Source organism: Streptomyces sp. NPDC047079 (assembly GCF_040643755.1).
In the GTDB taxonomy this organism is placed as follows: domain Bacteria; phylum Actinomycetota; class Actinomycetes; order Streptomycetales; family Streptomycetaceae; genus Streptomyces.
The window spans coordinates 210,522-233,547 of record NZ_JBEYUZ010000010.1 but is presented as its reverse complement, the minus strand read 5'-3'; the positions used below and the strand labels follow the sequence as shown (position 1 = coordinate 233,547).

Here is a 23,026-nt window from a genome sequence, read left to right as displayed (position 1 = left end):
GCGCGCACTCCCTTCCCCGGCCCCTGGCACGGGCCGGGGAAGGGAGTGCGCGCGCCGCTGCCGAAGGGCGAGTCGCCGCGTACAACCCGCAGGCGCACCCGGAGCTGAGCGGCCGCGGCGGGCCGGCGCTCAGCTACGCCGTCGACTGGCTGGGTACGACGGGTGGCGCCGCGCAGGCGAACCTCAGCCGGAACGCGTCCCTGTACCGACCGCGGTTCGTGGTGCTGCGGCCGTCCCGGGGCTGACCGCCCGCACCTCGGGGTCGTGCGCACGGCGTTTGGCGATCACCGCGCAGACCATGAGCTGCATCTGGTGGAAGAGCATCAGCGGCAGCACGGCGAGTGAGGCGTGCGCGCCGAACAGGACGCTCGCCATGGGCAGTCCGGAGGCGAGGGACTTCTTGGACCCGGCGAACTGGATCGCGATCCGGTCCTCCCGGTCGAAGCCCAGCGCCCTGCCGCCGTACCAGGTCAGGGTGAGCATCACGGCGAGCACGGCCGCCTCGACCACGAGGAGCCCGCCCAGCCGCAGCGCGCTCACCTGGTGCCAGATGCCCTGGACCATGCCCTCACTGAAGGCGGTGTAGACGACCAGCAGGATCGAGCCGCGGTCGACGAGCCCGAGCACCCTCTTGTGCCGGGTGATGAAGCCCCCGATCCAGCGCCGCAGCAACTGGCCCGCGAGGAACGGCACCAGCAGCTGCAACACGATCTTGACGAGCGAGTCCGCCGAGAACCCGCCGCCGCTGTTGCCGAGCAGCGCCGCCGCGAGCAGCGGGGTGAAGACGATGCCGGCGAGGGAGGAGAAGGAGCCCGCGTAGATCGCCGCGGACACGTTGCCGCGCGCGATCGAGGTGAAGGCGATCGACGACTGGATGGTCGAGGGGACGAGCGTGAGAAAGAGCAGGCCCGTGTACAGGTGGTCCGTCAGCAGCACCGGCACCAGGCCGCGCGCGCCGAGGCCCAGCAGCGGGAAGACCACGAACGTGCAGGCCAGTACGGTGACATGGAGCCGCCAGTGCCGCAGGCCCGCCAGCGCCTCGCGGGTGGAGAGCCGCGCTCCGTACAGGAAGAAGAGGAAGGCGACGGCGGCCGTGGAGGCGCCGGAGGCGACGTCCGCGGCAGCGTCCCGCGCAGGGACGAGGGCCGCAAGCCCCACCGTCCCCAACAGCAGGAGGATGTAGGGGTCGACGGGCATCCAACGCGGCCATCGCAGGCGTTTCACTGTGCTCCACTACTTCTGTACGTTCCGGGCCAGGACACGGTCGTGCCCTCTCCATCGTCCCCTTCCGCCCGCCGATCGGGAATCCCGTACACCGCTCTGACTGCCATCACGTTCCACGATAAACTCGAAGGCGTGTACGACCCTGTTCAGTTGCGCACTTTCCTGGCGGTGGCCCAGACGCTGAGCTTCACCCAGGCCGCCCGGCGGCTCGGTCTGCGCCAGTCCACGGTCAGCCAGCATGTGCGGCGCCTGGAGGAGGCGACCGGGCGCCCGCTGTTCGCGCGGGACACGCACTCCGTCCAGCTGACGGAGGACGGCGAGGCGATGCTCGGCTTCGCGCGGCGCATCCTCGAGGTCCACGAGCAGGCCACGGCGTTCTTCACCGGAACCCGGCTGCGCGGCCGGCTGCGGTTCGGCGCCTCCGAGGACTTCGTGCTGACCAGGCTGCCGGAGATCCTGGAGCGCTTCCGGTACGACCACCCCGAGGTGGACCTGGAGCTGACGGTCGAGCTGTCGGGCACGCTGCACGCACAGCTCGCGGCGGGCAGACTCGATCTGGTGCTGGCCAAGCGGCGCCCCCAGGACCCGCGCGGCCAGCTCGTATGGCATGACAGGCTGGTGTGGATCGGCGCGGAGCGGCTGCGTCTGGACCCCGACCGCCCGGTGCCGTTGATCGTCTATCCGCCGCCGGGCATCACCCGGGCGCGTGCCCTTCAGGCACTGGAGGGGCAGGGGCGTGCCTGGCGCATCGCGTGCACGAGCGGCAGCCTCAACGGCCTGATCGCGGCGGCCCGGGCCGGCCTCGGTGTGATGGCCCACTCCCGGGGTCTGGTCCCGCCGGGCCTGGCGCGGGTTCCGGAGCGGGCGGGGCTGCCGGAGCTGGGTGAGATCGACTTCGTGCTGGTCCAGGGCGAGCGCCCGGGCCCGGCGCAGCACACGGCCAGGGCGCTCGCGGCGGCGATCCTGGCGGGCGGGGACCGGCTGCACCGCCGGTAGTCACCGCGCCGGGTTCGGGTATGTGAGCGGGGGCGGCGGTGGCCCACGGCAGTGCTCGTGGGTGCGCTGCTCCTGGTGCCGGCGTGCTCGCCCGCGTGCGGGGGGTGACGGTAGCGGCGCCGCACACGCTGAAGGAGTGGGCGGCAAGCCGCGGCCGAGCGGCCGGGGGCGGTGGAGCCGGACCCCGGGCCACCACCCCGCACTACTGGCGAGTAGGATGGGCGGGGCGGTAACCGCGTCGTACAGATTCCGTGGAGATTACGGACTCTGAACCTACGGCGCCGTAGGAAATTGTGTCCGCCCCCTCCCCTTGTGCGCGTATTTCCGATGGCCGACCTGTGGGTTTTGCCACGAAGCCCAGGCTTTCAGACCCTCCCGCCCCGCCGTGCGGTGGGGTAGCTTTCACGGCGCTGTGCGGAGCGCCACAAGGAGCGGGGATTGCGCGAGTTCACCAACCCTCCGTTGGCGTCGGCGCCGCCGGTGGGCGGCCTGGCCGATGTCGTATTCGAGTATGCCCAGGAAGATCCGCTCCGTATCGCCCTCGGCCGCAAGGACCAGGAAGGCCACTGGCGCGATGTGACCGCCGCCGAGTTCCGCGACGAGGTCCTCGCGCTCGCCAAGGGCCTGCTGGCCCAGGGGGTCCGGTTCGGGGACCGGGTCGCGATCATGTGCCGCACGCGCTACGAGTGGACGCTGTTCGACTTCGCGCTGTGGAGCATCGGCGCCGAGGTGGTGCCGATCTACCCCACCTCGTCGGCGGAACAGGTGTTCTGGATGCTGCACGACGCGCAGGTGTCGGCCGCGATGGTGGAGCACGAGGACCACGCGATGACGGTCGCGACGGTCATCGACCGACTGCCGCAGCTGAGGCGGCTGTGGCAGCTGGACGCCGGCGCCCTACAGGAGCTGTACGACATGGGCGCGCACCTGGAGGACGAGGTCGTTCACCGGCACCGGCAGGCGGTCACCCCGGAGACGACGGCGACCGTCATCTACACGTCCGGCACCACCGGCCGCCCCAAGGGCTGTGTGATCACGCACGGCAACTTCATGTTCGAGGCCGACACGGTCATCGAGCGCTGGGAGCCCGTCTTCCACTCCAGGAGGGGCGACGAGGCGGCCACCCTGCTGTTTCTACCGCTCGCGCATGTGTTCGGGCGTATGGTGCAGGTCGCCGCGCTCCGCGGCAGGGTCAAGTTCGGCCACCAGCCGCAGGTGAACGCGGCGGCCCTGCTGCCCGACCTGGCCGCTTTCAGACCGACGTTCTTCCTGGCCGTGCCGTACATCTTCGAGAAGGTCTTCAACGCGGCCCGCCGCAAGGCCGAGAAGGAGGGCCGCTCCGGGCCGTTCGAGAAGGCGGTCGAGGTCGCTGTCAAGTACGCGGACGCGATCGAGGCGAAGGCGTGGGGCATAGGCCCGGGCCCCTCGGCGGCCCTGCGCATGCAGCACCAGTTCTTCGACAAGGTCGTATACACCAAGATCCGTGCCGCGATGGGCGGCCGGGTGCGGCACGCGATGTCCGGCGGCTCGGCGATGGACCGCCGGCTCGGCCTGTTCTTCGCGGGCGCCGGCGTGCAGATCTACGAGGGCTACGGGCTCACGGAGACGACGGCGGCCGCGACCGCGAACCCGCCCGGGCGCACCAGGTACGGAACGGTGGGTCAGGCCATTCCCGGCACCACGGTGCACATCGCGGACGACGGCGAGATCTGGCTGCGCGGCGGCAACGTCTTCCAGGGCTACCTCAACAACCAGAAGGCCACGGACGCGACCCTGCACGACGGCTGGCTCGCCACCGGTGACCTCGGCTCGCTCGATGAGGACGGCTATCTCACCATCACCGGGCGCAAGAAGGAGATCCTGGTGACCTCCGGCGGCAAGAGCGTTTCGCCCGGGCTGCTGGAGGAGCGGGTACGGGACCATCCGCTGATCGCACAGTGCATCGTCGTGGGCAACGACCGCCCCTATGTCGCCGCGCTCGTCACCCTCGACTCCGAGGCCGTGGAGCACTGGTTGCAGATGCAGGGCAAACCCCGGCTCACCCCGGCGCAGCTGGTGCACGACCCCGACCTGGAGACCGAGGTGCGACGGGCGGTGGTCGCCGCGAACACGCTGGTCTCGCAGGCCGAGTCGATCCGCACCTTCCGCATCCTCGCGCACCAGTTCACCGAGGAGCACGGGCTGCTCACCCCGTCGCTGAAGCTGAAGCGCAAGGCGATCGAGAGCGCGTACGCGAACGAGGTGGAGGCGCTGTACCGGGCCTGAGCCGGACAGTGCGAGCTCTCGACGCGTTCACCCCAGCGTGCTTCAATGTTCAATCAATCGAGGCGAGCCACGAGGAGGTGGGGCGCCATGGCGGAGCTGGGAGTCGCCGACACGGTGGGCATTCTCCGGCAGCCCGGGGTGCTGCCCCGGGGCAGCAGCGCGGGACTCGGCTGGGAGCGGCTGTATGTGTCGTCCCAGGAGGAGCGGTCCTACCGCGCGGAGTTCGAGCCCGCCCCCACCCACCTGGTGATCCTGCACCTCAGCGGGCCCGTCACGGTACGGCGTTCGCGTCCGCGGAGTACAGCGCCTCCACGGCGTGCGCGAGGGCGTTCACGCCGCTGGTCACCGACAGGGGCACGGGCATGGTGAGCGTGAGGTCGACGTCGTAGACGACGGTCCCGGGCACGATGGCGGGCGAGGACTGGGTGATCTTGTGCCCGTCGCGGGTCTCGCCGAGTACGGGGGTCACCTCGGAGCCCGCGTACGTGGTCGGAAGGATCACCTGGGGCAGGCCCGTGCGCAGGGCCAACGCCTTCGACAGGCCCGTCGTGGATCCGCCGCCGACCGCTACCAGGCAGTCGGCGGACGCATCACGCAGGACGGCCATGGCCTGCTCGGTCACTTCCACCGGGGTGTGCATGGCCGCGTCGTCGAACTCGGCCGCCACCAGGTCCCCGAGCGCCTCCCGGACCCTCGCGGAAGCCCACGCGAGGTTCGGTGCGGCCAGCAGCAGGACCCGCTGACGGCCGAGCCGTTCGACCTCCTCGCGGAGTCGGTCGACGGTGCCGGAACCGAAGACCACCCGGGAGGGATGGGATGTGTAGACGAACGTCCGCATGCAGCTCTGCCTCGCGTCTCGGTCGGGATGCGCCTTTGCCTGGCCACCGAGTGTGCGCGTCGCGTCCCTGCCGGCGCCTGCACGAACGGCGCGTCGTCGCTGCACGAAACACGCACGGATCCACGGGTCGGCGGTGCCTGGATCCATTTCCGGCCAATCCGTGGGTCCCATCGAGATTCCGCGATGAAATCCCCGGTCAGGAATGCAGGTGGCCTCGTGATCGTTGACGATGGGAGTACCACCCGACGACTTGAAGGATCGAGAGCTCGTGAGCAGCAAGGTCCCCCCGATCATCCTGAACAACGGCGTCGAGATGCCCCAGCTGGGCTTCGGCGTCTGGCAGGTGCCGGACGACGAGGCGGAGAGTGCCGTCGCCACCGCCCTGGAGGCCGGCTACCGCAGCATCGACACGGCGGCGATCTACGGCAACGAGGAGGGGGTCGGCAAGGCGGTCGCCGCGTCCGGCGTCCCGCGCCAGGACCTCTTCATCACCACCAAGCTCTGGAACAGCGATCAGGGGTACGACTCCACGCTGCGCGCCTTCGACACCTCGCTGAAGAAGCTCGGCCTGGAGTACGTCGACCTCTACCTCATCCACTGGCCGATGCCGTCGCGGGGCACGTTCGTCGAGACGTACAAGGCCTTCGAGAAGATTTACGCGGACGGCCGCGCCAAGGCGATCGGTGTCTCCAACTTCCTTCCCGAGCACCTCCGGGCGCTGATCGACGCGACGTCCGTCATCCCGGCGGTCGACCAGATCGAGCTGCACCCGCATCTGCAACAGCACGCGGCGCGCGATTACCACGCGGAGCAGGGGATCGCCACCGAGGCCTGGTCGCCGCTCGGCCAGGGCAGAGGCCTCCTGGAGGTCCCGGCGATCGTGGCCATCGCGCAGAAGCACAACCGGACCCCGGCCCAGGTGGTGCTGCGCTGGCATCTCCAGCTCGGCAACGTCGTGATCCCGAAGTCCGTGACGCCGTCCCGGATCAAGGAGAACATCGAGGTCTTCGACTTCTCGCTGGACACCGAGGACATGGCGGCGATCAGCGCGCTGAACGAGGACCGGCGCCTCGGCCCGGACCCGGCAACGTTCGACGTGGCCTGACAGATGGCCTGACATACGGCTCGCCGGCACGCCCCGGACCGCTTCTTCAGCGGCCCCGGGGCGTGCCGCTGTCTGTCGTGGCGCGGGTGCCGAGACTGCCGGACGCGGCCCAGCTGCGGGTTTCCCCACTCGCGCCCAACTCGCCTCAGTTCTCCGGGGCTTGGGGGTTGACGCGGCCATGGTGACGGGTCCACCTTGTACGGCACCCGGTAAGGAAACTTTCCTAACAGAAGGGTCTCCCCACAGTGCGCACTCGAACACTGACCCTCGCCGCGGCCGCCGGCGCCGCCCTCCTCGCCACCGCGGTGCTCCCCGCCAACGCCTCGGGGGCATCCACCCCCACGTCCGCCCAAGAGGGCTCGGTCAGCGCGGCCGATCTGCTCGCCAAGGTGACGTCCTGTTCGCAGATATCGAACGGCAAGTACAAGACCGACGACGAGACCTCGGCCACCATTCCGGTGTGCGGCAAGAACGGCGCGGTGTTCTGGAAGGCCGACATGGACATCGACTGCGACGGCCAGGTCACCGACAAGTGCAACAGCAGCACCGATCCCTGGTTCCAGGCCGACACCGCCTTCCACCAGTCCGACGGCAAGCCGCTGCGCGCCGACTCGCTCCCGTACGTCGTGGTGCCGAGCTCCAGCAGCATCTGGAAGTACTCCGGCTCCGGCATCAAGGGCGGCGGCGTGGTCGCCGTCATCTACAACAACAAGGTCGAGTACGCGGTCGTCGGCGACACCGGGCCCACGAAGATCATCGGCGAGGCCTCGTACGCCACCGCGAAGGCGCTCGGCATCGACCCCGACCCGGAGACCGGCGGCGCGGATTCGGGGGTGACGTACATCCTGTTCAAGAACTCCCAGGTGTCGCCGATCGAGAGTCACAGCGCGGCGGTCTCGCTCGGCGACTCGCTGGCGAGGCAGTTCGTTCAGAACAACTGATCCCGGCTGCCGGGCGCGCCCGGTACCGCATGGTCCGCGGTACCGGGCGCTCGCTCGCCTCAGACGGGCCGTACCGCCGTGTACACGGTGTGCGCCTTGAGGACGAACACGTCGTTCCGGCGGTGCACGCTCGCCTCGTCCGCAGGGTCGAGGAGGCGGTCGAGGGTGGCGCGGTCGTCGGCGTCGAGGCCGTCCCCCACGGCCTCGCGCAGCCGGGTCAGGACCGCGGCCGCATACGTCCGGGCCCGGTCGTCGACCGGCGCGGGCAGGTCGAGGAGGAAGCTGCGCGTGCCGGTGTGCTTCAGACCGACGGCGGTCAGCAGGGCCGGCCAGTCCTCGGCCTCGGCGACGGCGCCGGGCAGCTCGGCCCGCATCCGCGTGAACCAATCCGCCTCGACCGCGTCGATCCGCGCCTCGAGGCCCGGACGGCCGATGCCGATGTCCCTCGGCAGGAACCGCGTCGGCAGACCGCCCTCCAGCAGCGCCAGGGTGCCGCCGGGCGCGAGCCGCTCGGCGAACGCGGCGAGGGCGGCCCGCTGGTCGCCCAGGTGGTGCAGGCTGTTGCTGGCCCACAGCAGATCGGCCGGGTAGTCCAACTCCGCCAGGGCGCCCGGGAGTTCGCCGGTGATCGTGCCGAAACGGTCGGCGAGGCCGAGGCGGGCGGCCCGCGCGCGGGCACGTTCCAGCAGGGGCCCGGAGCCGTCCACGGCGACCACCCTCGCGCCGGGGAACGCCTCGGCGAAGAGACCGGAGACGACGCCGGGCCCGCTGCCCGTGTCCACGATCAGACCGGGCTCCGGCGTCTGGCGCGCCAGCCACGCCATGACGCTCTGGTACAAGGGGGCGAACAGCTCCGCCTGCGACTCCAGCATCGGGGCCATCACGGCCCAGTCGATGTCGGTGTCGCCGTGGTGGCCGTGGTGGCGGTGGTGGCCCTGATGGTCGGGGTGGCCCTGGTGCTCGAGCGCCATGCTGGTCAGCCTTTCTTCTCGGTGCCGCCAGCCTGCGCCGAGGCGCCAGGCGAAGGCCACTTCTGTTGCGGGAGCGGCAAAAACCGGGTGCGGCGGCTGCGTCCCGCCGTGCCGTACGAGCCGGAGCGGGCGGGCGGGAACCTCTCGGCGGTGGAGTTCGCTATCTCCGGAGCCTCGCCGAGGAGGGCCGGCCCCTGCGCATCTCCCCCGAACGCGGCCTGCGCCGCCGCCGTCGGCCCCAGGTGCCCAGGTCCGCCCCGGTGACCCGCAGCCCGGGCCGCCCGGCCGCGAGCAGCCGGGTGACGATCCCGGTGCCGCAACCCACGTCCAGCAGCCGGTTCGCCTCCTCGGGTACCAGTCCGAGCACGGCGTCGGCGGCCGCCGCGGCCCGCGGCTCGCCCCCGCGCGAGGAGTCGTACTCCTCGGCCTCCTTGTCGTGGTTCAGCACGTGCCGTTCTCCGGTCAGTGCGCCCCGTGCCCGGGCGCCAGTTCCTCCACCCGGTGGGCGAGCCGGAAGTCCAGCTCGGTGAGCGCACCGCCCACGCTGTGCGTGTTCACGGTGAGGGAGACGGTGCGGTAGCCGAGGGTGCAGTCGGAGTGGTGGTCGAGCTCCTCCTGCACCTGGGCGATGTGCACGACCATCGCGGTCGCCGCGAAGTGCGAGCCCAGCCGGTAGGAGCGGGCGATCCGGTCGCCGTCCAGCGACCAGCCGGGCAGCTCCGCCAGCCGGTCCTCGATCTCCTTCTGCGACAGCGGTTCGACGGGCATGACCTGGCTCCTTCCGTACGACACGGGGTGCGCCCCACCCTGTCACATCCCCCTCGCCCGGCGCCCTACGCGTGGACGTACCTCCGGGCCGTCAGCTTCGTACGCACTCCGCGGCGAGGTCGTCCGCCAGGACGGTGATCTCGGCCCGGCCCTCGACGCGTTCCAGCCAGTCCTGCGGCAGCCCGTGGTCGCCGTGGTGCGCGCCGAGGAGATTGCCGCAGAGGGCGCCTGTGGAGTCGCTGTCACCGGAGTGGTTGACGGACAGCAGGAGCGCGCGCCGGACGTCGGGCTCGACCAGGGCGCAGTACACGGCGATGGCCAGGGCCTCCTCGCCGACCCAGCCCCCGCCGAGCGTCTCCACCTTCTCCGCGGTGGGAGAGCCCTCGGCCGCCAGGTCCAGGGCACCCCGCACCGCGTCCGTGGTCTCCTCGTGCCCGGGATACCGGGCGAGCAGACGCAGGACGCGCAGCACCGCGCCCTCCAGTGAGTCGCCCTCGGCGAGGTGGGCGACGATCGCGGCGAAGGCGCCCGCGGAGTAGTAGCCGGTGGGGTGGCCGTGGGTGGTCTGGGCGCTGTGGGCGGCCATGGCGAAAGCGGTGTCGGCCGGCACGCGTGTGAGCCCGAAGGGCGCCGAGCGCATGACCGCGCCGCAGCCCTTGGAGTCGGAGTTCACCGGGCCGGGACGGCCGAGTTCGGCTCGCGGGTCGGGGACGAAGTCCTGGGCGAGGCCGGACAGGCAGGCGTTGCCGGGCGCTCGGCGCGCGTACAGCCAGGGCTGGGCGGCGAGGCCGCCGGCCCCCTCGGGCGGGCCGGGCAGCCGCTGGGTGTCGAACCAGCGGCCGTACGCCTCGCGCACCAGCCGGGGCCAGCCGCCGCCGATTCCCTTGTGCCGCTCGCGCTCATGCGCCTGCCGCAGCCCCTCCACGGTGAACAGGGTCATCTGGGTGTCGTCGGTGACGCGGCCCACGACTCCCCCTCCGCCCGGTACGAGACCGGTGACACCCTGCTCGCCGTGCAGCGACCGGATACGGTCGAGCGAGGTGAACTCGACGGGGTACCCGAGGGCGTCACCCACGGCACCCCCGAGCAGGGACCCGCGCACCCGGGCCCGGTAGATCGCCATGGCCTCCCAGGCCGGGTTCATCCGGTCGTACATGCCCCACTCCTCGACTACGGCCGTCCCTGTGACCATTGTCGCGTCCGGCTCCGCCGCTTCCTCACCGGCCCCTTCCGACCGGGGAATCGGCCCGCTGCTGAGGGACTGGCGGGAGAAGAGGCGGGTCAGCCAGCTGGAGTTGGCGCCGCGGGCGGGCCATGGCTGTGACGGTGGCGGAACTGCCCGTCGAGACGTTCCTGCCCGCCGACCCGGCGACGGCAACTGCCTTGGTCCGCTTGGCACCTGACGACTGCGCCGCACCGCGACACCTTCTAAAGACACCTCGACGTCGGACTCGACGTCGGCCACCGCCAGTTCCCGTCCTCGGGTGCCCGCGAGAACGGCGGTGCCGCGCCCTCCTTGCGGCGGGCGCGGCACCTGGAGGCGTGTTCGCGTCAGGCGAGCTTGGCTTCCAGAGTGATCGTCGTACCGGTCAGGGCCTGGCTGACCGGGCAGTTCTTCTTGGCGTCCTCGGCGGCGGCGACGAACGCGTCGTTGTCGATGCCGGGGACGGTGCCCTCGACGGTCAGGTGGATGCCGGTGATGCCCTCACCCGGCTGGAAGGTGACGTCGGCCTTCGTCTCGAGCTTGGTGGGCGGAGTGCCGGCGCCGGTCAGGCCGTGCGACAGCGCCATGGAGAAGCAGCTGGAGTGGGCGGCGGCGATCAGCTCCTCCGGGCTGGTCTTGCCGTTCGCCTTCTCGGCGCGCGACGGCCACGACACCGGCTGCTGGCCGATGCCGGAGGAGTCGAAGGTGACGACGCCGTTGCCCTCGAGCAGGTTGCCTTCCCAGACGGTGTGTGCGGTGCGCGTGGTTGCCACGATGAGTCCTTTCGCATGCGTGCGAATTCCCGCGAGGTGGTCCCGTTCCCGGGTGCCACGCCCTATCCGATCACACTCCGGCCCGGCGCACCCGTAGGACCGGCGCCGCAGGCAGCGGACCGCGCGCGTGCCCTGCTCCCGGACGGCCGGCGGACGATACTCCCGTGGGGCGGCTCGCGGCGGTCAGGCGGCGCGTTCGTCGGCGTCCTCGTGCGCGGTCAGGGGCACTTGTGGCCCGTCGCACTCGCGCAGCCAGCGCCGGAAGACCCGGTGGAGCCGCTCGGCGCCGACGAGTTCGGCGCCGTCCCCGGCCGGGGCGGACAGGGCCAGCGGCCACAGCAGGAAGGGCCGCCCCTGGGCGCCGCCCAGTCCGCCGTGCGAGCCGATCTGCTCCTCGAAGGCGAGCACTTCGCCCGTGGCCGGGTCGTGCCAGGAGTTGACCATGATGTCGGCGGTGTGCGGGAAGGAGTGGGTGCGGCGTACGGCGGCGGCGGCGCCGGGACCGAAGGCGGCCAGCGGACCGGTTCCGTCGGCGAGCCGGTCGACCGGGATCTCGGCGCCGTGCGCCCCCAGCACCACCCCGCCGTGTTCCTCGCTGCGGACGAGGAGGAAGCCGACGCCGGGGTGGTTGGCGAGCGTCGACAGCAGCGCGGGGTGACGGCGATCGATCTCCTCTCTGCTCATCCGGTGCGGCACGTCCGGGAAGGAGACGAGGCCGAGGTTGCCGGAGGCGAGCACGACGGGCTCGGAACGGCGGTGCGCGGCCGGGTGCCCCTCGCCGTTCTCCTCCACCGGCCGGCGCAGCGCGGCCCGTACCGCCGCGCGCGCCTCGGCTCCGCTGTGCGTGCCCTCGACTCCGCGCGGCACGGGCAGTCCGCAGCCGGCCCGGACCAGGTTGCCGAGGCTGAGTCCGTAGCGGGCCTGGAAGGTCTCCCCCGGACTCTGGCCGTGGTCGGACAGCACGACGATCCGGTACGGGCGCGGGGCGTGCTCGGCGACCTGCGCCAGCACCGCGAGCGAGCGGTCCAGCTTCTGGAGGACCTTCTCCGCGTCGCGGCTGTGCGGGCCGGAGTGGTGCGCCACTTCGTCGTACGCCACCAGGTCCGCGTAGACCGCGCTGCGTCCGGCGAGCATGTCGCCGATCACCGCGGCCACCACGACATCCCGTTCGACGACCGTGGCGAAGGCGCGGACGAAGGGGTAGAGACCGCCACGGCCGACCCGCGGCCGCTGCCCGACGAGACGGGCCCGGGTGGACTGGACCATCTCGCGGCCGACGTCGGCGACGAACGACAGCGCGGTGCGGACCGCGTTGGCGGGGTCGCTGAAGTAGGCGAAGTAGCCGACACGGGATCGGTTGTCCCGGCCGCGCCGCGCGGCGACGGACAACACCAGCGCGAGCTGGTCGGCGCCACCGCTGAACAGGTTGCCGCGACTCGCGCCGTCCACGGTGAGGAGCCCGCCGTCACCGGTCCGCTCGATGGCGCGGCGCTGGAGCTCGGCGGCGCTCGACGGCCGGTTGCAGACCATGACCTCGCGGCTCTCCTTCTCGTACCACCGGAAGGCGGGCACGTCGTGGTTGGAGCCGTGCAGGATGCCGAGCTGGCTGGCGCCGGTCTGGCTGGACCAGTCGGTGCGCCAGGCGGTGAGGCGGTGGGTGGGGCCGCGGTCCTCGGACGGCGCGAGCCAGGAGGCGACGGTCGGCATCAGTCCCTTGTCGACCGCTGCCCGCAGCACGTCGTGTCCGACGCCGTCGAGTTGTACGAAGAGCGCACCCGGGGTGACCTGCCCGGCCTGCCCGGAGCGTGCGTGCCGCCGGTCGCCGAGCCGGGAGAGCCTTCTGCGGTACGGGTCGTCGTCCCGGACGGCCAGGGCGGCACCGGTGGCCGAGGCGACGGCGGACATCACGGCGGCGACCACCACGGCGGTCTCGGGCGCGGCCTCGCCGTGCCCGGAGGGGCTCAGGCGCAGGGCGAGCAGCAGCAGGGAGCCGTTCAGGAAGAAGACGAGCAGTCCGAGGACGAGGGCGGGCACGAGCAGCAGCAGCCGGACGAGCAGGGGCCACACGAGCGACGACAGCAGACCGAAGACGCCTGCGCCTGCCGCGGCGGTGGCGGCGATACGGGTGGCGCTGTCGCCGCCCGTGGACTGGAGCCGGAAGTCCGGGAGGATCCCGGCGAGGACGAGCATCGTGGCGGTGGACGCGGCCCACACGGCGATGCTCCGCCACACTCCGCTGATCAGGCTCCGCAGACGCCCGCGACCCACACCACACCTCACGTCCCGACCCGCCGTCCGCACCCTGCGGGGCCAGTCCCACCTTGGCACAACGGCCCGGGAAGCCGTGCGGGACCTTGGGCGGCCTCGAAAGCGCGGACGGGACCGGCCGCCGGGTCAGCGGCCGTCGTAGCCCGCCGTCGGCATCGACAGGCGGCGGTGGACGCGGGCCTTCATCTGGGCGTCGTACGACGGTTCCGCGCGGCCGACCGTCTCGATGCGCACCCCCCGCCGCGCGCACTCGGCGGTGAACTCCTCCACGGAGGACAGGGCCCGCTCCAGCACGCGGCGGCTCGGGGCGACGAACAGGTCGACCAGGCCCGCGTCCACGTCCGCCCACAGCGCGCAGTGGTCGGGGCGCAGGCCCCGGACGAGGAGTTCCCGCGTCACCACGTAGCCGTGCTCCGCCGCCCAGCGGGCGCACATCGCGTGCTGGCTGCGGGCGTCGACGAGGAAGGGGTCCGCTTCCAGCTCCTCCAGCGGCGTCAGACTGGCGATCGCCGTGACCCGTACCGTGACCGGACCGCCCAAGGCGGCGCGTGTGCCGAAGGTACCGTGCGCATCTCCCATGGTGCCCCCCTCACCTCAGGGTTTCGCCGCCGACCCTACCCCTGCCCGTAGGCTCGGGGGGAGTCGCGCGAAGGAGGGATCGGAGTGCCGGTGCAGATCACGTGGTGGGGGCACGCCACCTGCACGGTCGAGGACTCCGGACTGCGGGTCTTGACCGATCCCCTGTTCGCACGCCGTCTGGCGCATCTGCGGCGGCGCCGCGGCGCCCCGCCACCTCCCGAGGCCGCGGTCGCGGACCTGGTGCTGGTGTCGCATCTGCATGCCGATCACCTGCATGTGCCGTCGCTGGCCCGGCTGGCCCCGGGCACCCGTCTGCTGGTGCCGCGTGGGGCCCCCGGGCAGGTGCCGGGGCTGCGGCGGCTCGGCCGGCTGCGGATCACGGAGGTCGTGCCCGGCGACCGGGTGCGGGTCGGTGACCTGGTGGTACGGGTCGTGCGCGCGCGGCACGACGGGCGCCGGCTGCCCGTGGGACCGCACCGCTCCCCCGCCCTGGGGTTCGTCGTCGAGGGTAAGGCGCGGACGTACTTCGCCGGGGACACGGGCCTGTTCCCGGCGATGGCCGAGGAGGTCGGGCCGGTCGACGTGGCACTGCTGCCGGTGGGCGGCTGGGGGCCCTACCTCGGGGAGGGGCATCTGGATGCCGGGCGCGCGGCGCAGGCGCTGGCCGGGCTGAAGCCGCGCTGCGCGGTGCCGGTGCACTACGGCACGTACTGGCCGATCGGGATGGACGCAGTGCGGCCCCATGAATTCCATGCGCCGGGTGAGGAGTTCGTGCGCCTCGCCGCGCAATGTGCGCCGGAGGTCGCGGTGCATCTCCTCTCCCACGGCCAGAGTGTGCGGCTGGAAGCCGCCCGGTGACCGCCGCCGCCCGCCCGAGGAGCGCCCGGTGATGTTCTTCGGCGCCACGGGCGGTGTCGTGCCCACGGAGTCCACGCAGCAGGCGGCGGGCTATCCGTCACTCTTCCTGCTGGTGCTGATCGGCGCCCTGGTGCCGATCGTCCCCACGGGGGCCCTCGTCAGCTCGGCGGCGGTCGTGGCCTTCCATCAGACGGCGCCCTTCTCGCTCGCGCTGGTCTTCGTCGTGTCCTCGCTCGCGGCCTTCCTCGGGGACGTCGCGCTCTACTGGCTGGGGCGGCGCGGCCTGCGGTCGAAGAACGGCTCCCGCTGGCTGGAAAGGATCCGCGACCGCGCCCCGGAGGAGCGGCTGGCGCAGGCGCAGGAGAAGCTCAACGACCACGGCATCGCGGTGCTCACCCTCTCCCGGCTCGTTCCGGCCGGCCGCATACCGGTGATGCTCGCCTGCCTCCTGGCCCGGATGCCGCTCAGGGACTTCGCCCGCGGTGACGCCCCGGCCTGTCTCGCCTGGGCCCTGACGTACCAGCTGATCGGCATCCTGGGCGGCTCCCTGTTCCCGGAGCCCTGGGAGGGAGTGGCGGCGGCGGTCGCGCTGACCCTCGCCGTCAGCGCGGCGCCCGCGGTGTGGCGCCGGGTGCGCCGCTCCGCCGCCTCCTGAGCGCCGGGTCACTCCAGCACCCGGGACCCCCCGATCGGCAGGTCCCACAGGTCCTCGCGGGCCAGCCCCGCCTGCTCCCAGGCCGCCCGCACCCGCGTCAGCGGCTCCAGCACCGGCTCAGCCGACAGCACGAACGTGCCCCAGTGCATGGGTGCCATGCGCCGCGCGCCGAGGTCGGCCGTCGCCCGCACCGCTTCCTCCGGGTCGCAGTGGACGTCGCTGAGCCACCAGCGCGGGTCGTAGGCACCGATCGGCATGAGCGCCAGGTCGATCCCCGGATAGCGGCGGCCGATCCGCTCGAACCAGTGGCCGTACCCGGTGTCGCCCGCGAAGTACACGCGCCGACCGTCGGGCGCCGTCAGTATCCAGCCGCCCCACAGCGATCGGCAGGTGTCGGTCAGGGTGCGCTTGGACCAGTGGTGGGCGGGGACGAAGTCGAAGCGGACGCGACCGAGTTCGGCGCCCTCCCACCAGTCCAGTTCCGTGACGCAGATGAACCGGCGCCGCCGGAACCACGGGGCGAGACCGGCCGGTACGAACACCGGTGTCGAGGGCGGCAGTCGGCGCAGGGTCGGGTCGTCCAGATGGTCGTAGTGGTTGTGGCTGATCACGACCGCGTCGATGCGGGGCAGGGCGCTCCAGGCGATGCCGACGGGCGTGATCCGGGGCGGCGTGGCGAGGACGCGCCGGGACCAGACCGGGTCGGTGAGCACGGTCAGCCCGCCGATGCTCACCACCCAACTGGCGTGTCCCGCCCAGGAGACGGCGATCGTGCGCGTGTCGACCGCGGGCAACGGATCCGGCTCGTACGGCAGCAGCGGGATGTCTCTGAGGCCCTCGGCCCCGGGCCGCACCGCGCCCTCGCGGGCGAAGCGGGCCAAGGCTCTGAGGCCGGGCAGGGGCGCGGTGAGCCGGTCGGCGAAGGAGCGGGGCCAGATACGGCGTTCGCCGAGGGGACGGGGATCGGCGAGCGGCTGGAGCGGGGCCGGCGGCCCGGGGTCCGGGTTCACCAGGGACGCGGACATCGGCTCGGCCGGGTTCCGGTAGGGGGCGGGGCTCGTGGTCGGCTCGGACTGCTGCGTCATCGAGGAGACTCCCATCGCTGAGCGTCGTCGCGGAGATCGTCGAAGACCGATCCCAGGTGGATCAGGACGCGTTGCACATGCGGCAGTTCCAACGGCGTGGGTGAGAGGAGGCTTTCGATGCGCTCCTCGGCCGTCGTGCCGAGGAACGGGCCGGTGGACAGGCGCACCCGGAGCTCCGCGAGGTCGTCCCCGAAACGGTGGCCGCCCGGCGCGGGCATGCCCAGCCGGGCGGTGAGGAAGTCCTCCAGTTCCTGAGCGTCGCCGACGCCGTGCGCGCCGAGCGCGGAGCGCAGCGGGCCGAGGTCGGCGTAGAGGTGGCGGCCGGCCTGCGGGGGCCTGGCGAGGGCACCCGCGGCCACCACGGTCCGGTGGGCGGCGGCGGCCACGCGCGCGTGCAGCGCGACCCCGGCGGCAAGCCGTTGTGCGACCTCGGGGGGCTCGTCGAGGGCGTACGTGGCCGCGGCGGCGACCGGGCCGGCGACTCGGGCACCGAGGGCGGCGAGCACGTCGAGGACGCGGGAGCGCAGCCCGGCGCCGTCGGCGGTGGCCGGGAAGCGGGCGACGGCCGCGGGCCAGGCCGTCGGCAGGAAGGGGCCCGCGAGGTCGGTCACCACGGTGACCCGTTCGGGCAGCATCTCGGCGGGGCTGAGCAGCACGGTGTCGCGCGCGTGGTGCACGGTGTCGCGCCATGTCTCGTCGCTCACGAGATGCAGCCCCTCCCCGGCGGCGGCCTCCACGGTCTCGTGCACCAGTTCGGGCGGCGCCACCGTGGCGGTCGGGTCGTCGGCGACCGACAGCACCAGCAGCCGTGGGTCGCCGCCTTCGGCGCGGATCCTGCGGACGGTCTCCAGGAGGGCGTACGGGTCGGGCACGCCGCCGCACTCGGCGGGTGTCGCGACGTGGAAGACGGACCGTCCGAGCGCCCTGACCTGGGGCACCCACCAGGCGGCGCACGGCCGCGGGACGAGCACGTCACCACCGAGCGCGGCGGTGACGGCGAGGAGCAGGGCGGGGGCGCCGGGTGCGGCGGCCACCGCGTCGGGCCGGGCGGACAGTCCGCGTCGCGCGAAGTAGCCACAGGCGGCGGCGGACAGCCCGGGCACGCCGCCGGAGGGCTCGGAGCCGTCATGGTCCGCGGCGTCGGCCAGCGCGGCGGACAGCCCGGGCGGGAGGGGCAGCCCCTGGCCGGGAAGGGACGGGCCGTAGCGGACCGGGCCGTGCCCTTCCGGATCCGTCCGCCGCATGCGTGCCTCCGCGCAGTCCGTGATGCCGTGCCCGGTCCCCGGTCTCCGGCTCGTCGCGGGCACCCGGCGCCCGGCCGAGCATCCTCGCACTCCTGTTCCCCTACGGTGCCGGTGGTGCCCACGGGCTTTGAGTACCCAGGGTTCCGGCCGGTCATGGGCGTGCCGACGGGTTGCCCGGGTCACGGGTTCAGCCGGTACCGGCCGACGCGCGCGGCCGGATTCGGCGCACGGCTGCGGCGAGCGCGCCGGTGGTCAGAAGGCCGCCGATGACGAGCACGGGGACGGACTCGGTGAAGGTGCCGCCCTGGCCCGCGTGCACGCCGTGCCGGGAACCGACGGACGGCCCTTGACCGTTGCCGCCCGCCCCTGGCTTCTCCGGCTCTTCTCGCTGCCGACCCGGCCCGTCCTCCCGGCCCTCGCCCGGCCGTCCGCCCTGGATCCGCCCTTGCTGCCGCCCCGGCCCGTCCCCCGGCGTCCAGGGAGTCGGGCGGGGTGCCCTCCACCGCGTCGCACGACTTGGAGGCCCTTACCGTGCCGCCGGGACCGACGGGGCGCGGGGCGATGTCCGCGGCGGACACGGACGGGGCGACCGTCGCCAAGGCGGCACCGGCCGGAGCGGTGGCGGACAGGACGCGGGCACTGCGGCGCATCGGGTGCTCCCTCGGCGGAGGTTCCAGCGGGCACGGCGGCCGTGCCCTCGCAAGCCCATGACAGCCCGCCCCGCCCCGGCCCGCCCGCGGCCGTGCCCCATTCGCGCGACGGGAACGTCCGCGTGGGTGACCGCCGCGCGCCGAGGGCGCGGCGGCGCAATCTCGGCGCAGGGCCCCGGCGCACCCCCGGCTGCCGCTATGCCGCGTCCTTCATGACCTGGTCCCTGAGCCGGTTGCAGCAGCGGCTGATCAGACGGGAGACGTGCATCTGGGAGATGCCGAGCCGCTCGGCGATGCTGCTCTGGGTCATGTCGTCGAAGAAGCGCATGTAGAGGATGGCGCGCTCCCGTTCGGGCAGGGCCTGAAGCTGGGGCTTGACGGCCTCGCGGTCGACGACGGTGTCGAGCGCCGTGTCGGGCGCGCCGAGGGAGTCGCCGAGCGAGTATCCGTCCTCGCTGCCCGGCAGTTCGGCGTCCAGCGACAGCGCCGTGAAGCTCTCCAGTGCCTCGAGGCCCTCGCGGACGTCCTCCTCGCTCATCCCGGCGTGCTCGGCGATCTCGGCGATGGTGGGCCTGCGGCCCGAGATGGTTCCCGACAGGTCCTGGCAGGCGAAGCGGACCCGGTTGCGCAGGTCCTGGACGCGGCGCGGTACATGCAGGGTCCACATGTGGTCACGGAAGTGCCGCTTGATCTCTCCGGTGACCGTGGGGACGGCGAAGCTCTCGAAGGCGTGGCCGCGTTCCGGGTCGTACCGGTCGACGGCCTTGACGAGGCCGAGCGCGGCGACCTGGCGCAGGTCGTCGAGGCTCTCGCCGCGGCTGCGGAATCGTCCCGCGAGCCGTTCGGCCATGGGCAGCCAGGCCTCGACGATCTCGTCGCGGAGTGCGTCGCGCTCGGGGCCCGGGGAGAGTGTGGCGAGCCTGCGGAAGGCCTCCGTGGTGTCGGGGGCGTCGTCGTGGGGGTGGTGCTTCACGCTCGCTCGGTTCGGCATGGTGGGTCGCAGCTCCCTAGCTGGTGCCTTGGGTGGACGGTCAGCGTGGGAGGGCACCGTGCCGGACGGGTACACCCGTGGCGGGTATCGCCGCTCCCACGGACGTGCCTCCTGTCCGAAGCACTAGGACGCGCCTGCCCCGCCGCATCCGCGACAAACACCCGGCCCGTCGGCTCACCCGGACGGCCCACGGACCGAGGGTTTTCCGCGGGTGTCGGCGGGTGACTCGACAGATGCGATCCGTCCGTCCTTCTCCACGGGAGGTCCCTGATGAGCACCAAGGTCGCCGACCACATCCTGCGACGCTTGCGCGAGTGGGGTGTGGAGCACGTCTTCGGGTATCCCGGTGACGGCATCAACGGCCTTCTCGCCGCCTGGGGCCGCGCCGAGGACCGGCCACGCTTCCTCCAGTCGCGGCACGAGGAGATGTCCGCGCTCGAGGCGGTGGGCTACGCGAAGTTCAGCGGCCGCCTCGGCGTGTGCGCGGCCACCTCGGGCCCCGGCGCGATCCATCTGCTCAACGGCCTCTACGACGCCAAGCTCGACCATGTGCCCGTCCTCGCGATCGTCGGTCAGACGCACCGCACGGCGATGGGCGGCTCGTACCAGCAAGAGGTCGACCTGCACACCCTCTTCAAGGACGTGGCCTCGGACTTCGTCGAGACCGTGACGGTCCCCGAGCAGCTGCCGAACGTCCTCGACCGCGCGATCCGCACCGCGTACGCGCGCCGCGCCCCCACGGCGGTGATCGTCCCCGGCGACGTGCAGGAACTGGACTACGTGCCGCCGACCCACGAGTTCAAGATGGTGCCCTCCAGCCTGGACCGCAGCGCCTGGACCGCGATCCCCACCCAGGAGTCGATCGAGCGGGCGGCGGAGGTGCTCAACGCCGGCGACAAGATCGCCATCCTCATCGGCCAGGGCGCGGCAGGCGCGCAGACGGAGGTGCAGCGGATCGCCGAACTGCTCGGCGCGGGCGTGGCGAAGGCACTGCTCGGCAAGGACGTACTGAGCGACGAACTGCCCTATGTGACCGGGTCGATCGGCCTGCTGGGGACCCGGCCCTCGTACGAGCTGATGCGCGACTGCGACACGCTGCTGACGATCGGTTCGTCCTTCCCGTACACCCAGTTCCTGCCGGAGTTCGGTAAGGCGCGCGCCGTGCAGATCGACATCGACCCGCACATGGTGGGAATGCGTTACCCGTACGAGGTGAATCTCGTCGGTGACGCCAAGGCGACCCTGGAGCGGCTGATACCGCTGCTGGACGCGGACCTCGGGCGCGAGTGGTACGACACCGTGTGCGCCAATGTGGCGCGTTGGCGCGAGGTGATGCAGAAGCGTGCGGAGCTGTCCGCGGACCCGATCAACCCGGAGTACGTGGCCCGGGCCGTGGACCCGCTGCTGCCGGGCAACGCGATCCTGACGTCGGACTCGGGCTCGGTGGCGAACTGGTACGCCCGGCACATCACCATGCGGCCGGGCATGCGGGGGTCGCTGTCGGGGACGCTGGCAACGATGGGCTGCGGGGTGCCGTACGCCATCGGCGCGAAGTTCGCTCACCCGGACCGTCCGGCGATCGCGTTGGTCGGTGACGGGGCGATGCAGATGAACGGTCTCGCGGAGCTGATCACGGTGGCGAAGTACAAGGACCTCTGGGAGGACCCCCGGCTGGTCGTGGCGGTCTGGAACAACCGCGACCTCAACCAGGTGACATGGGAGCTGCGGGCCATGGGGGGCGCTCCGTCGTTCCTGCCCTCGCAGGAGATCCCCGACGTCCAGTACGCCGCGTTCGCCCGCTCGCTCGGGCTGACCGGCATCCGGGTGGAGAAGCCGGAGGACGTGGACGGGGCCTGGCGTGCCGCCCTGGAGGCGGACGGCCCGGCGGTCGTGGAGTTCCTCACGGACCCGGCGGTGCCGCCGATCCCGCCGCACGCTACCTGGGAGCAGATGGAGGCCACGGCGTCCTCGATCCTGAAGGGCGACGCGGACCGCGCCGCGATGATCCGTCAGGGCTTCAAGGCGAAGGTGCAGGAGTTCCTGCCCGGGCGCGGCCACAAGTAGCCGCCGGCACTGATCGCGGCTCACGGTCGTGGCCGGTCACGTCGCCCCCTGGCGCGAAGGCCCACGACCACCTGAGTCGCGCCGCCGGGGTGCGCCACCCGCGCGGTCAGAAGCTTGAGGATTGAACTGTTGTCTGCCGTTCGATGGTGGCGGCCTGCCGCGTTTTCCGTGTCGATCGCGGCCCATCGGGTACGCGACTGCCACCCCCGAACATCTGGAGGGAATCATGCAGCGAGGCAGCGACCGGCTGAATGTTCACCGCGACGACGAGATGAAGCACGAACTGCAGGGGCTGCTGCGGTCCGGTCACCCGACACGGAGCGAGGAGTGGCACGACCCCGAGCCGAGCGCCGACGACGACCCGGAGGTCTGGACCGGTCCGGTGGTCACGGGCCGGGGCCCCCGCTCGGTGGCCGACATGCGCTACGAGTTCGCACGGATCCTGGGCCGCACGGCCTTCCCGGCGCGCCGGGACGACCTGATCGAAGCTCTGCGCCGCAAGCACGCCCCCGACGTGCTCGTCGAGACCGTGGAGCGGCTTCCGCGCTCGGCGCGGTTCAGCAACGCGCAGCAGCTCGCCGAGGCCGTCGTGGAGTCATGAGGCGACGCGGGGAAGGCATGGGTCCCCGGCCGGGGGGTACTGCGGGCGTCGTCCCGCCGACGTGCCCCGAGATGGCCGGGGGACCCAGGAAAGGACCACTGTGCATGGCTGATTTCGTCAGGGAGGCCCGCCTCGGGAAGGCGGGGACGCCCGGCGCCGTGGCGGACCGCCCGGTCTCCTCGCCGGACGAGGCGGCGCATCTTGCGCTGGCGCCCTTGTCCGGGACGGTGACCGCCGCCGGGCGGGTGACCGGATGAGCCGCCGCGACCGGGACGCCAGGGTCAGCGCGTACGGCGCCACCGTGGACGTCGGCGACGCGACGACCCGATATCTCCTCTACGGGCTGCTGCCGTCCTGGTTCGTGCCGGGCCTCGCCGACTGGGTGATGCACCGGCGCACCAGGATCGAGGACACGGCCGGTACGAAGGAGTCATTGATCCACACGTTGATGATGGCCGAGGTGGGCGTGCCCATCGCGCTGACCCTGCGGTACGAGGTCAACCCCCTTCTGCTCTGCGCGCAGCTGGCCGGGACGGCGGTGCACGAGGCGACCGCGCTGTGGGACGTGCGTACGGCCGTCGACAGCGACCGCGAGGTCAAGCCCGTCGAGCAGCACATCCACAGTTTTCTGGAGTCGCTGCCGTTCGCGGCGCTCGCGGCGCTGTCGTGCCTGCACGCCGACCAGGTGCGCTCGCTGCTGCGCGGCGGGCGAGGCGACCCGCAGGCCTGGCGGCTGGTGCCGCGTCGGCGGCCGCTGTCCCGCGGCTATCTCGCGGCCGTGGCGGCGGCGATCGGTGGCTGTGTGGTGCTGCCGTACGGCGAGGAGCTGCTGCGCTGCGTCCGTGCCGGGCGCGGCCGGGCGCGGAGCCGGAAGAAGGGGGCGCCGGGGGACGAGGCGGCATGGCACGCGGAGGCAGAAGACACAGAGGCAGAGAAAGGACAGTGA

Annotated in this window: 22 protein-coding genes and 3 pseudogenes; 12 read left to right on the top strand and 13 right to left on the bottom strand. The window is 72.4% G+C overall.

The genetic code is table 11. The annotated features are described in order from the left end of the window. Positions 1-245, top strand: a pseudogene (locus ABZ823_RS16570) (hypothetical protein); the annotation flags it as partial. Here ABZ823_RS16570 and ABZ823_RS16565 read toward each other — a convergent pair. Then, the gene (locus ABZ823_RS16565; RefSeq protein WP_361659835.1) at positions 184-1,197 is read right to left on the bottom strand and encodes a bile acid:sodium symporter family protein; all 1,014 of its coding nucleotides are present in this window, start codon (positions 1,195-1,197) and stop codon (positions 184-186) included. The pseudogene ABZ823_RS16570 and the gene ABZ823_RS16565 sit on opposite strands and share 62 nt — an antisense overlap. A 159-nt stretch (positions 1,198-1,356) precedes the next feature. Here ABZ823_RS16565 and ABZ823_RS16560 point away from each other — a divergent pair, with 159 nt between their 5' ends. Next, positions 1,357-2,220: a LysR substrate-binding domain-containing protein gene (locus tag ABZ823_RS16560; RefSeq protein WP_361659833.1), complete on the top strand. Its 864-nt coding sequence runs from the start codon at positions 1,357-1,359 to the stop codon at positions 2,218-2,220. A gap of 438 nt (positions 2,221-2,658) precedes the next feature. Then, on the top strand, positions 2,659-4,485 hold the full coding sequence (locus ABZ823_RS16555) for an AMP-dependent synthetase/ligase (protein ID WP_361659830.1): 1,827 nt from the start codon (positions 2,659-2,661) through the stop codon (positions 4,483-4,485). Positions 4,486-4,756: 271 nt separating this feature from the next. Here ABZ823_RS16555 and ABZ823_RS16550 read toward each other — a convergent pair whose 3' ends face one another. Further along, complete coding sequence (locus tag ABZ823_RS16550) at positions 4,757-5,323, bottom strand: iron-containing alcohol dehydrogenase (RefSeq protein ID WP_361659827.1); 567 nt, start codon at positions 5,321-5,323, stop codon at positions 4,757-4,759. A 268-nt stretch (positions 5,324-5,591) separates the two neighbouring features. Between ABZ823_RS16550 and ABZ823_RS16545 the strand changes: the two genes are divergently transcribed. Then, positions 5,592-6,428: an aldo/keto reductase gene (locus ABZ823_RS16545; RefSeq protein WP_361659824.1), complete on the top strand. Its 837-nt coding sequence runs from the start codon at positions 5,592-5,594 to the stop codon at positions 6,426-6,428. A 245-nt stretch (positions 6,429-6,673) separates the two neighbouring features. Then, positions 6,674-7,369 carry a glycoside hydrolase family 75 protein gene (locus ABZ823_RS16540; protein ID WP_361659821.1) on the top strand — a complete coding sequence of 232 codons (696 nt, stop codon included), beginning with the start codon at positions 6,674-6,676 and terminating at the stop codon, positions 7,367-7,369. Between the two features lie 59 nt (positions 7,370-7,428). Here ABZ823_RS16540 and ABZ823_RS16535 read toward each other — a convergent pair whose 3' ends face one another. The 4 genes and pseudogenes from ABZ823_RS16535 to ABZ823_RS16520 form a co-directional block, all read right to left on the bottom strand. Further along, positions 7,429-8,340 carry a methyltransferase gene (locus ABZ823_RS16535; protein WP_361659818.1) on the bottom strand — a complete coding sequence of 304 codons (912 nt, stop codon included), beginning with the start codon at positions 8,338-8,340 and terminating at the stop codon, positions 7,429-7,431. Positions 8,341-8,587: 247 nt separating this feature from the next. Continuing rightward, positions 8,588-8,788 (bottom strand): annotated as a pseudogene (locus ABZ823_RS16530) (class I SAM-dependent methyltransferase); the annotation flags it as partial. A 14-nt stretch (positions 8,789-8,802) separates the two neighbouring features. Beyond that, entirely contained in the window at positions 8,803-9,108 is a 306-nt protein-coding gene (locus ABZ823_RS16525) for a 4a-hydroxytetrahydrobiopterin dehydratase (protein ID WP_361659816.1), read from the bottom strand. A 91-nt stretch (positions 9,109-9,199) separates the two neighbouring features. Then, entirely contained in the window at positions 9,200-10,264 is a 1,065-nt protein-coding gene (locus ABZ823_RS16520) for an ADP-ribosylglycohydrolase family protein (RefSeq protein ID WP_361659814.1), read from the bottom strand. 28 nt (positions 10,265-10,292) lie between these two features. Between ABZ823_RS16520 and ABZ823_RS16515 the strand changes: the two are divergent. Further along, positions 10,293-10,418: pseudogene (locus tag ABZ823_RS16515) on the top strand (transcriptional regulator); the annotation flags it as partial. Positions 10,419-10,659: 241 nt separating this feature from the next. On the opposite strand, the gene ABZ823_RS16510 reads toward ABZ823_RS16515, so the two are convergent. The 3 genes from ABZ823_RS16510 to ABZ823_RS16500 form a co-directional block, all read right to left on the bottom strand. Then, entirely contained in the window at positions 10,660-11,085 is a 426-nt protein-coding gene (locus ABZ823_RS16510) for an OsmC family protein (protein ID WP_361659811.1), read from the bottom strand. Between the two features lie 183 nt (positions 11,086-11,268). Then, positions 11,269-13,353 carry a phage holin family protein gene (locus tag ABZ823_RS16505; RefSeq protein WP_361659808.1) on the bottom strand — a complete coding sequence of 695 codons (2,085 nt, stop codon included), beginning with the start codon at positions 13,351-13,353 and terminating at the stop codon, positions 11,269-11,271. Positions 13,354-13,479: 126 nt separating this feature from the next. Continuing rightward, on the bottom strand, positions 13,480-13,932 hold the full coding sequence (locus ABZ823_RS16500; RefSeq protein WP_361659805.1) for a hypothetical protein: 453 nt from the start codon (positions 13,930-13,932) through the stop codon (positions 13,480-13,482). Positions 13,933-14,016: 84 nt separating this feature from the next. On the opposite strand from ABZ823_RS16500, the gene ABZ823_RS16495 reads away from it, so the two are divergent. Then, positions 14,017-14,790 carry an MBL fold metallo-hydrolase gene (locus tag ABZ823_RS16495; RefSeq protein WP_361659803.1) on the top strand — a complete coding sequence of 258 codons (774 nt, stop codon included), beginning with the start codon at positions 14,017-14,019 and terminating at the stop codon, positions 14,788-14,790. 31 nt (positions 14,791-14,821) lie between these two features. Then, entirely contained in the window at positions 14,822-15,445 is a 624-nt protein-coding gene (locus tag ABZ823_RS16490) for a VTT domain-containing protein (protein WP_361659800.1), read from the top strand. 8 nt (positions 15,446-15,453) lie between these two features. Here the strand turns inward: ABZ823_RS16490 and ABZ823_RS16485 are convergent, their stop codons facing one another. The 4 genes from ABZ823_RS16485 to ABZ823_RS16470 all read right to left on the bottom strand — a co-directional run bounded on the left by ABZ823_RS16485 (position 15,454) and on the right by ABZ823_RS16470 (position 19,415). Beyond that, positions 15,454-16,470 carry an MBL fold metallo-hydrolase gene (locus ABZ823_RS16485; RefSeq protein WP_361659867.1) on the bottom strand — a complete coding sequence of 339 codons (1,017 nt, stop codon included), beginning with the start codon at positions 16,468-16,470 and terminating at the stop codon, positions 15,454-15,456. Between the two features lie 56 nt (positions 16,471-16,526). Continuing rightward, positions 16,527-17,774 carry an aminotransferase class I/II-fold pyridoxal phosphate-dependent enzyme gene (locus ABZ823_RS16480; protein ID WP_361659796.1) on the bottom strand — a complete coding sequence of 416 codons (1,248 nt, stop codon included), beginning with the start codon at positions 17,772-17,774 and terminating at the stop codon, positions 16,527-16,529. 187 nt (positions 17,775-17,961) lie between these two features. Then, complete coding sequence (locus ABZ823_RS16475; RefSeq protein WP_361659794.1) at positions 17,962-18,093, bottom strand: hypothetical protein; 132 nt, start codon at positions 18,091-18,093, stop codon at positions 17,962-17,964. A 527-nt stretch (positions 18,094-18,620) separates the two neighbouring features. Continuing rightward, a complete protein-coding gene (locus ABZ823_RS16470; RefSeq protein WP_361659791.1) occupies positions 18,621-19,415 on the bottom strand; it encodes an RNA polymerase sigma factor SigF in 795 nt (264 codons plus the stop codon). Positions 19,416-19,685: 270 nt separating this feature from the next. Here ABZ823_RS16470 and ABZ823_RS16465 point away from each other — a divergent pair, with 270 nt between their 5' ends. The 4 genes from ABZ823_RS16465 (at position 19,686) to ABZ823_RS16450 (ending at position 23,026) form a co-directional block, all read left to right on the top strand. After that, positions 19,686-21,479 carry a thiamine pyrophosphate-requiring protein gene (locus tag ABZ823_RS16465; protein ID WP_361659788.1) on the top strand — a complete coding sequence of 598 codons (1,794 nt, stop codon included), beginning with the start codon at positions 19,686-19,688 and terminating at the stop codon, positions 21,477-21,479. 226 nt (positions 21,480-21,705) lie between these two features. Further along, positions 21,706-22,080, top strand: coding sequence for a DUF2795 domain-containing protein (locus tag ABZ823_RS16460; protein WP_361659785.1), 375 nt, complete (start codon positions 21,706-21,708; stop codon positions 22,078-22,080). 104 nt (positions 22,081-22,184) lie between these two features. Continuing rightward, positions 22,185-22,337 (top strand): hypothetical protein, encoded by a 153-nt coding sequence (locus ABZ823_RS16455; RefSeq protein WP_361659782.1) that lies wholly within the window; start codon positions 22,185-22,187, stop codon positions 22,335-22,337. Next, positions 22,334-23,026 (top strand): diguanylate cyclase, encoded by a 693-nt coding sequence (locus ABZ823_RS16450; protein WP_361659779.1) that lies wholly within the window; start codon positions 22,334-22,336, stop codon positions 23,024-23,026. The genes ABZ823_RS16455 and ABZ823_RS16450 overlap by 4 nt, the downstream gene beginning before the upstream one ends.

What these genes read in the sequence shown, in the direction of transcription:
- ABZ823_RS16500 (WP_361659805.1), bottom strand. Translation starts at nt 13,932, where the DNA reads ATGGGAGATGCGCACGGTACCTTCGGCACACGCGCCGCCTTGGGCGGT.
- ABZ823_RS16470 (WP_361659791.1), bottom strand. Translation starts at nt 19,415, where the DNA reads ATGCCGAACCGAGCGAGCGTGAAGCACCACCCCCACGACGACGCCCCC.
- ABZ823_RS16565 (WP_361659835.1), bottom strand. Translation starts at nt 1,197, where the DNA reads ATGCCCGTCGACCCCTACATCCTCCTGCTGTTGGGGACGGTGGGGCTT.
- ABZ823_RS16460 (WP_361659785.1), top strand. Translation starts at nt 21,706, where the DNA reads ATGCAGCGAGGCAGCGACCGGCTGAATGTTCACCGCGACGACGAGATG.
- ABZ823_RS16465 (WP_361659788.1), top strand. Translation starts at nt 19,686, where the DNA reads ATGAGCACCAAGGTCGCCGACCACATCCTGCGACGCTTGCGCGAGTGG.
- ABZ823_RS16550 (WP_361659827.1), bottom strand. Translation starts at nt 5,323, where the DNA reads ATGCGGACGTTCGTCTACACATCCCATCCCTCCCGGGTGGTCTTCGGT.
- ABZ823_RS16480 (WP_361659796.1), bottom strand. Translation starts at nt 17,774, where the DNA reads ATGCGGCGGACGGATCCGGAAGGGCACGGCCCGGTCCGCTACGGCCCG.
- ABZ823_RS16520 (WP_361659814.1), bottom strand. Translation starts at nt 10,264, where the DNA reads ATGTACGACCGGATGAACCCGGCCTGGGAGGCCATGGCGATCTACCGG.
- ABZ823_RS16485 (WP_361659867.1), bottom strand. Translation starts at nt 16,470, where the DNA reads ATGTCCGCGTCCCTGGTGAACCCGGACCCCGGGCCGCCGGCCCCGCTC.
- ABZ823_RS16455 (WP_361659782.1), top strand. Translation starts at nt 22,185, where the DNA reads ATGGCTGATTTCGTCAGGGAGGCCCGCCTCGGGAAGGCGGGGACGCCC.
- ABZ823_RS16450 (WP_361659779.1), top strand. Translation starts at nt 22,334, where the DNA reads ATGAGCCGCCGCGACCGGGACGCCAGGGTCAGCGCGTACGGCGCCACC.
- ABZ823_RS16535 (WP_361659818.1), bottom strand. Translation starts at nt 8,340, where the DNA reads ATGGCGCTCGAGCACCAGGGCCACCCCGACCATCAGGGCCACCACCGC.
- ABZ823_RS16525 (WP_361659816.1), bottom strand. Translation starts at nt 9,108, where the DNA reads ATGCCCGTCGAACCGCTGTCGCAGAAGGAGATCGAGGACCGGCTGGCG.
- ABZ823_RS16490 (WP_361659800.1), top strand. Translation starts at nt 14,822, where the DNA reads ATGTTCTTCGGCGCCACGGGCGGTGTCGTGCCCACGGAGTCCACGCAG.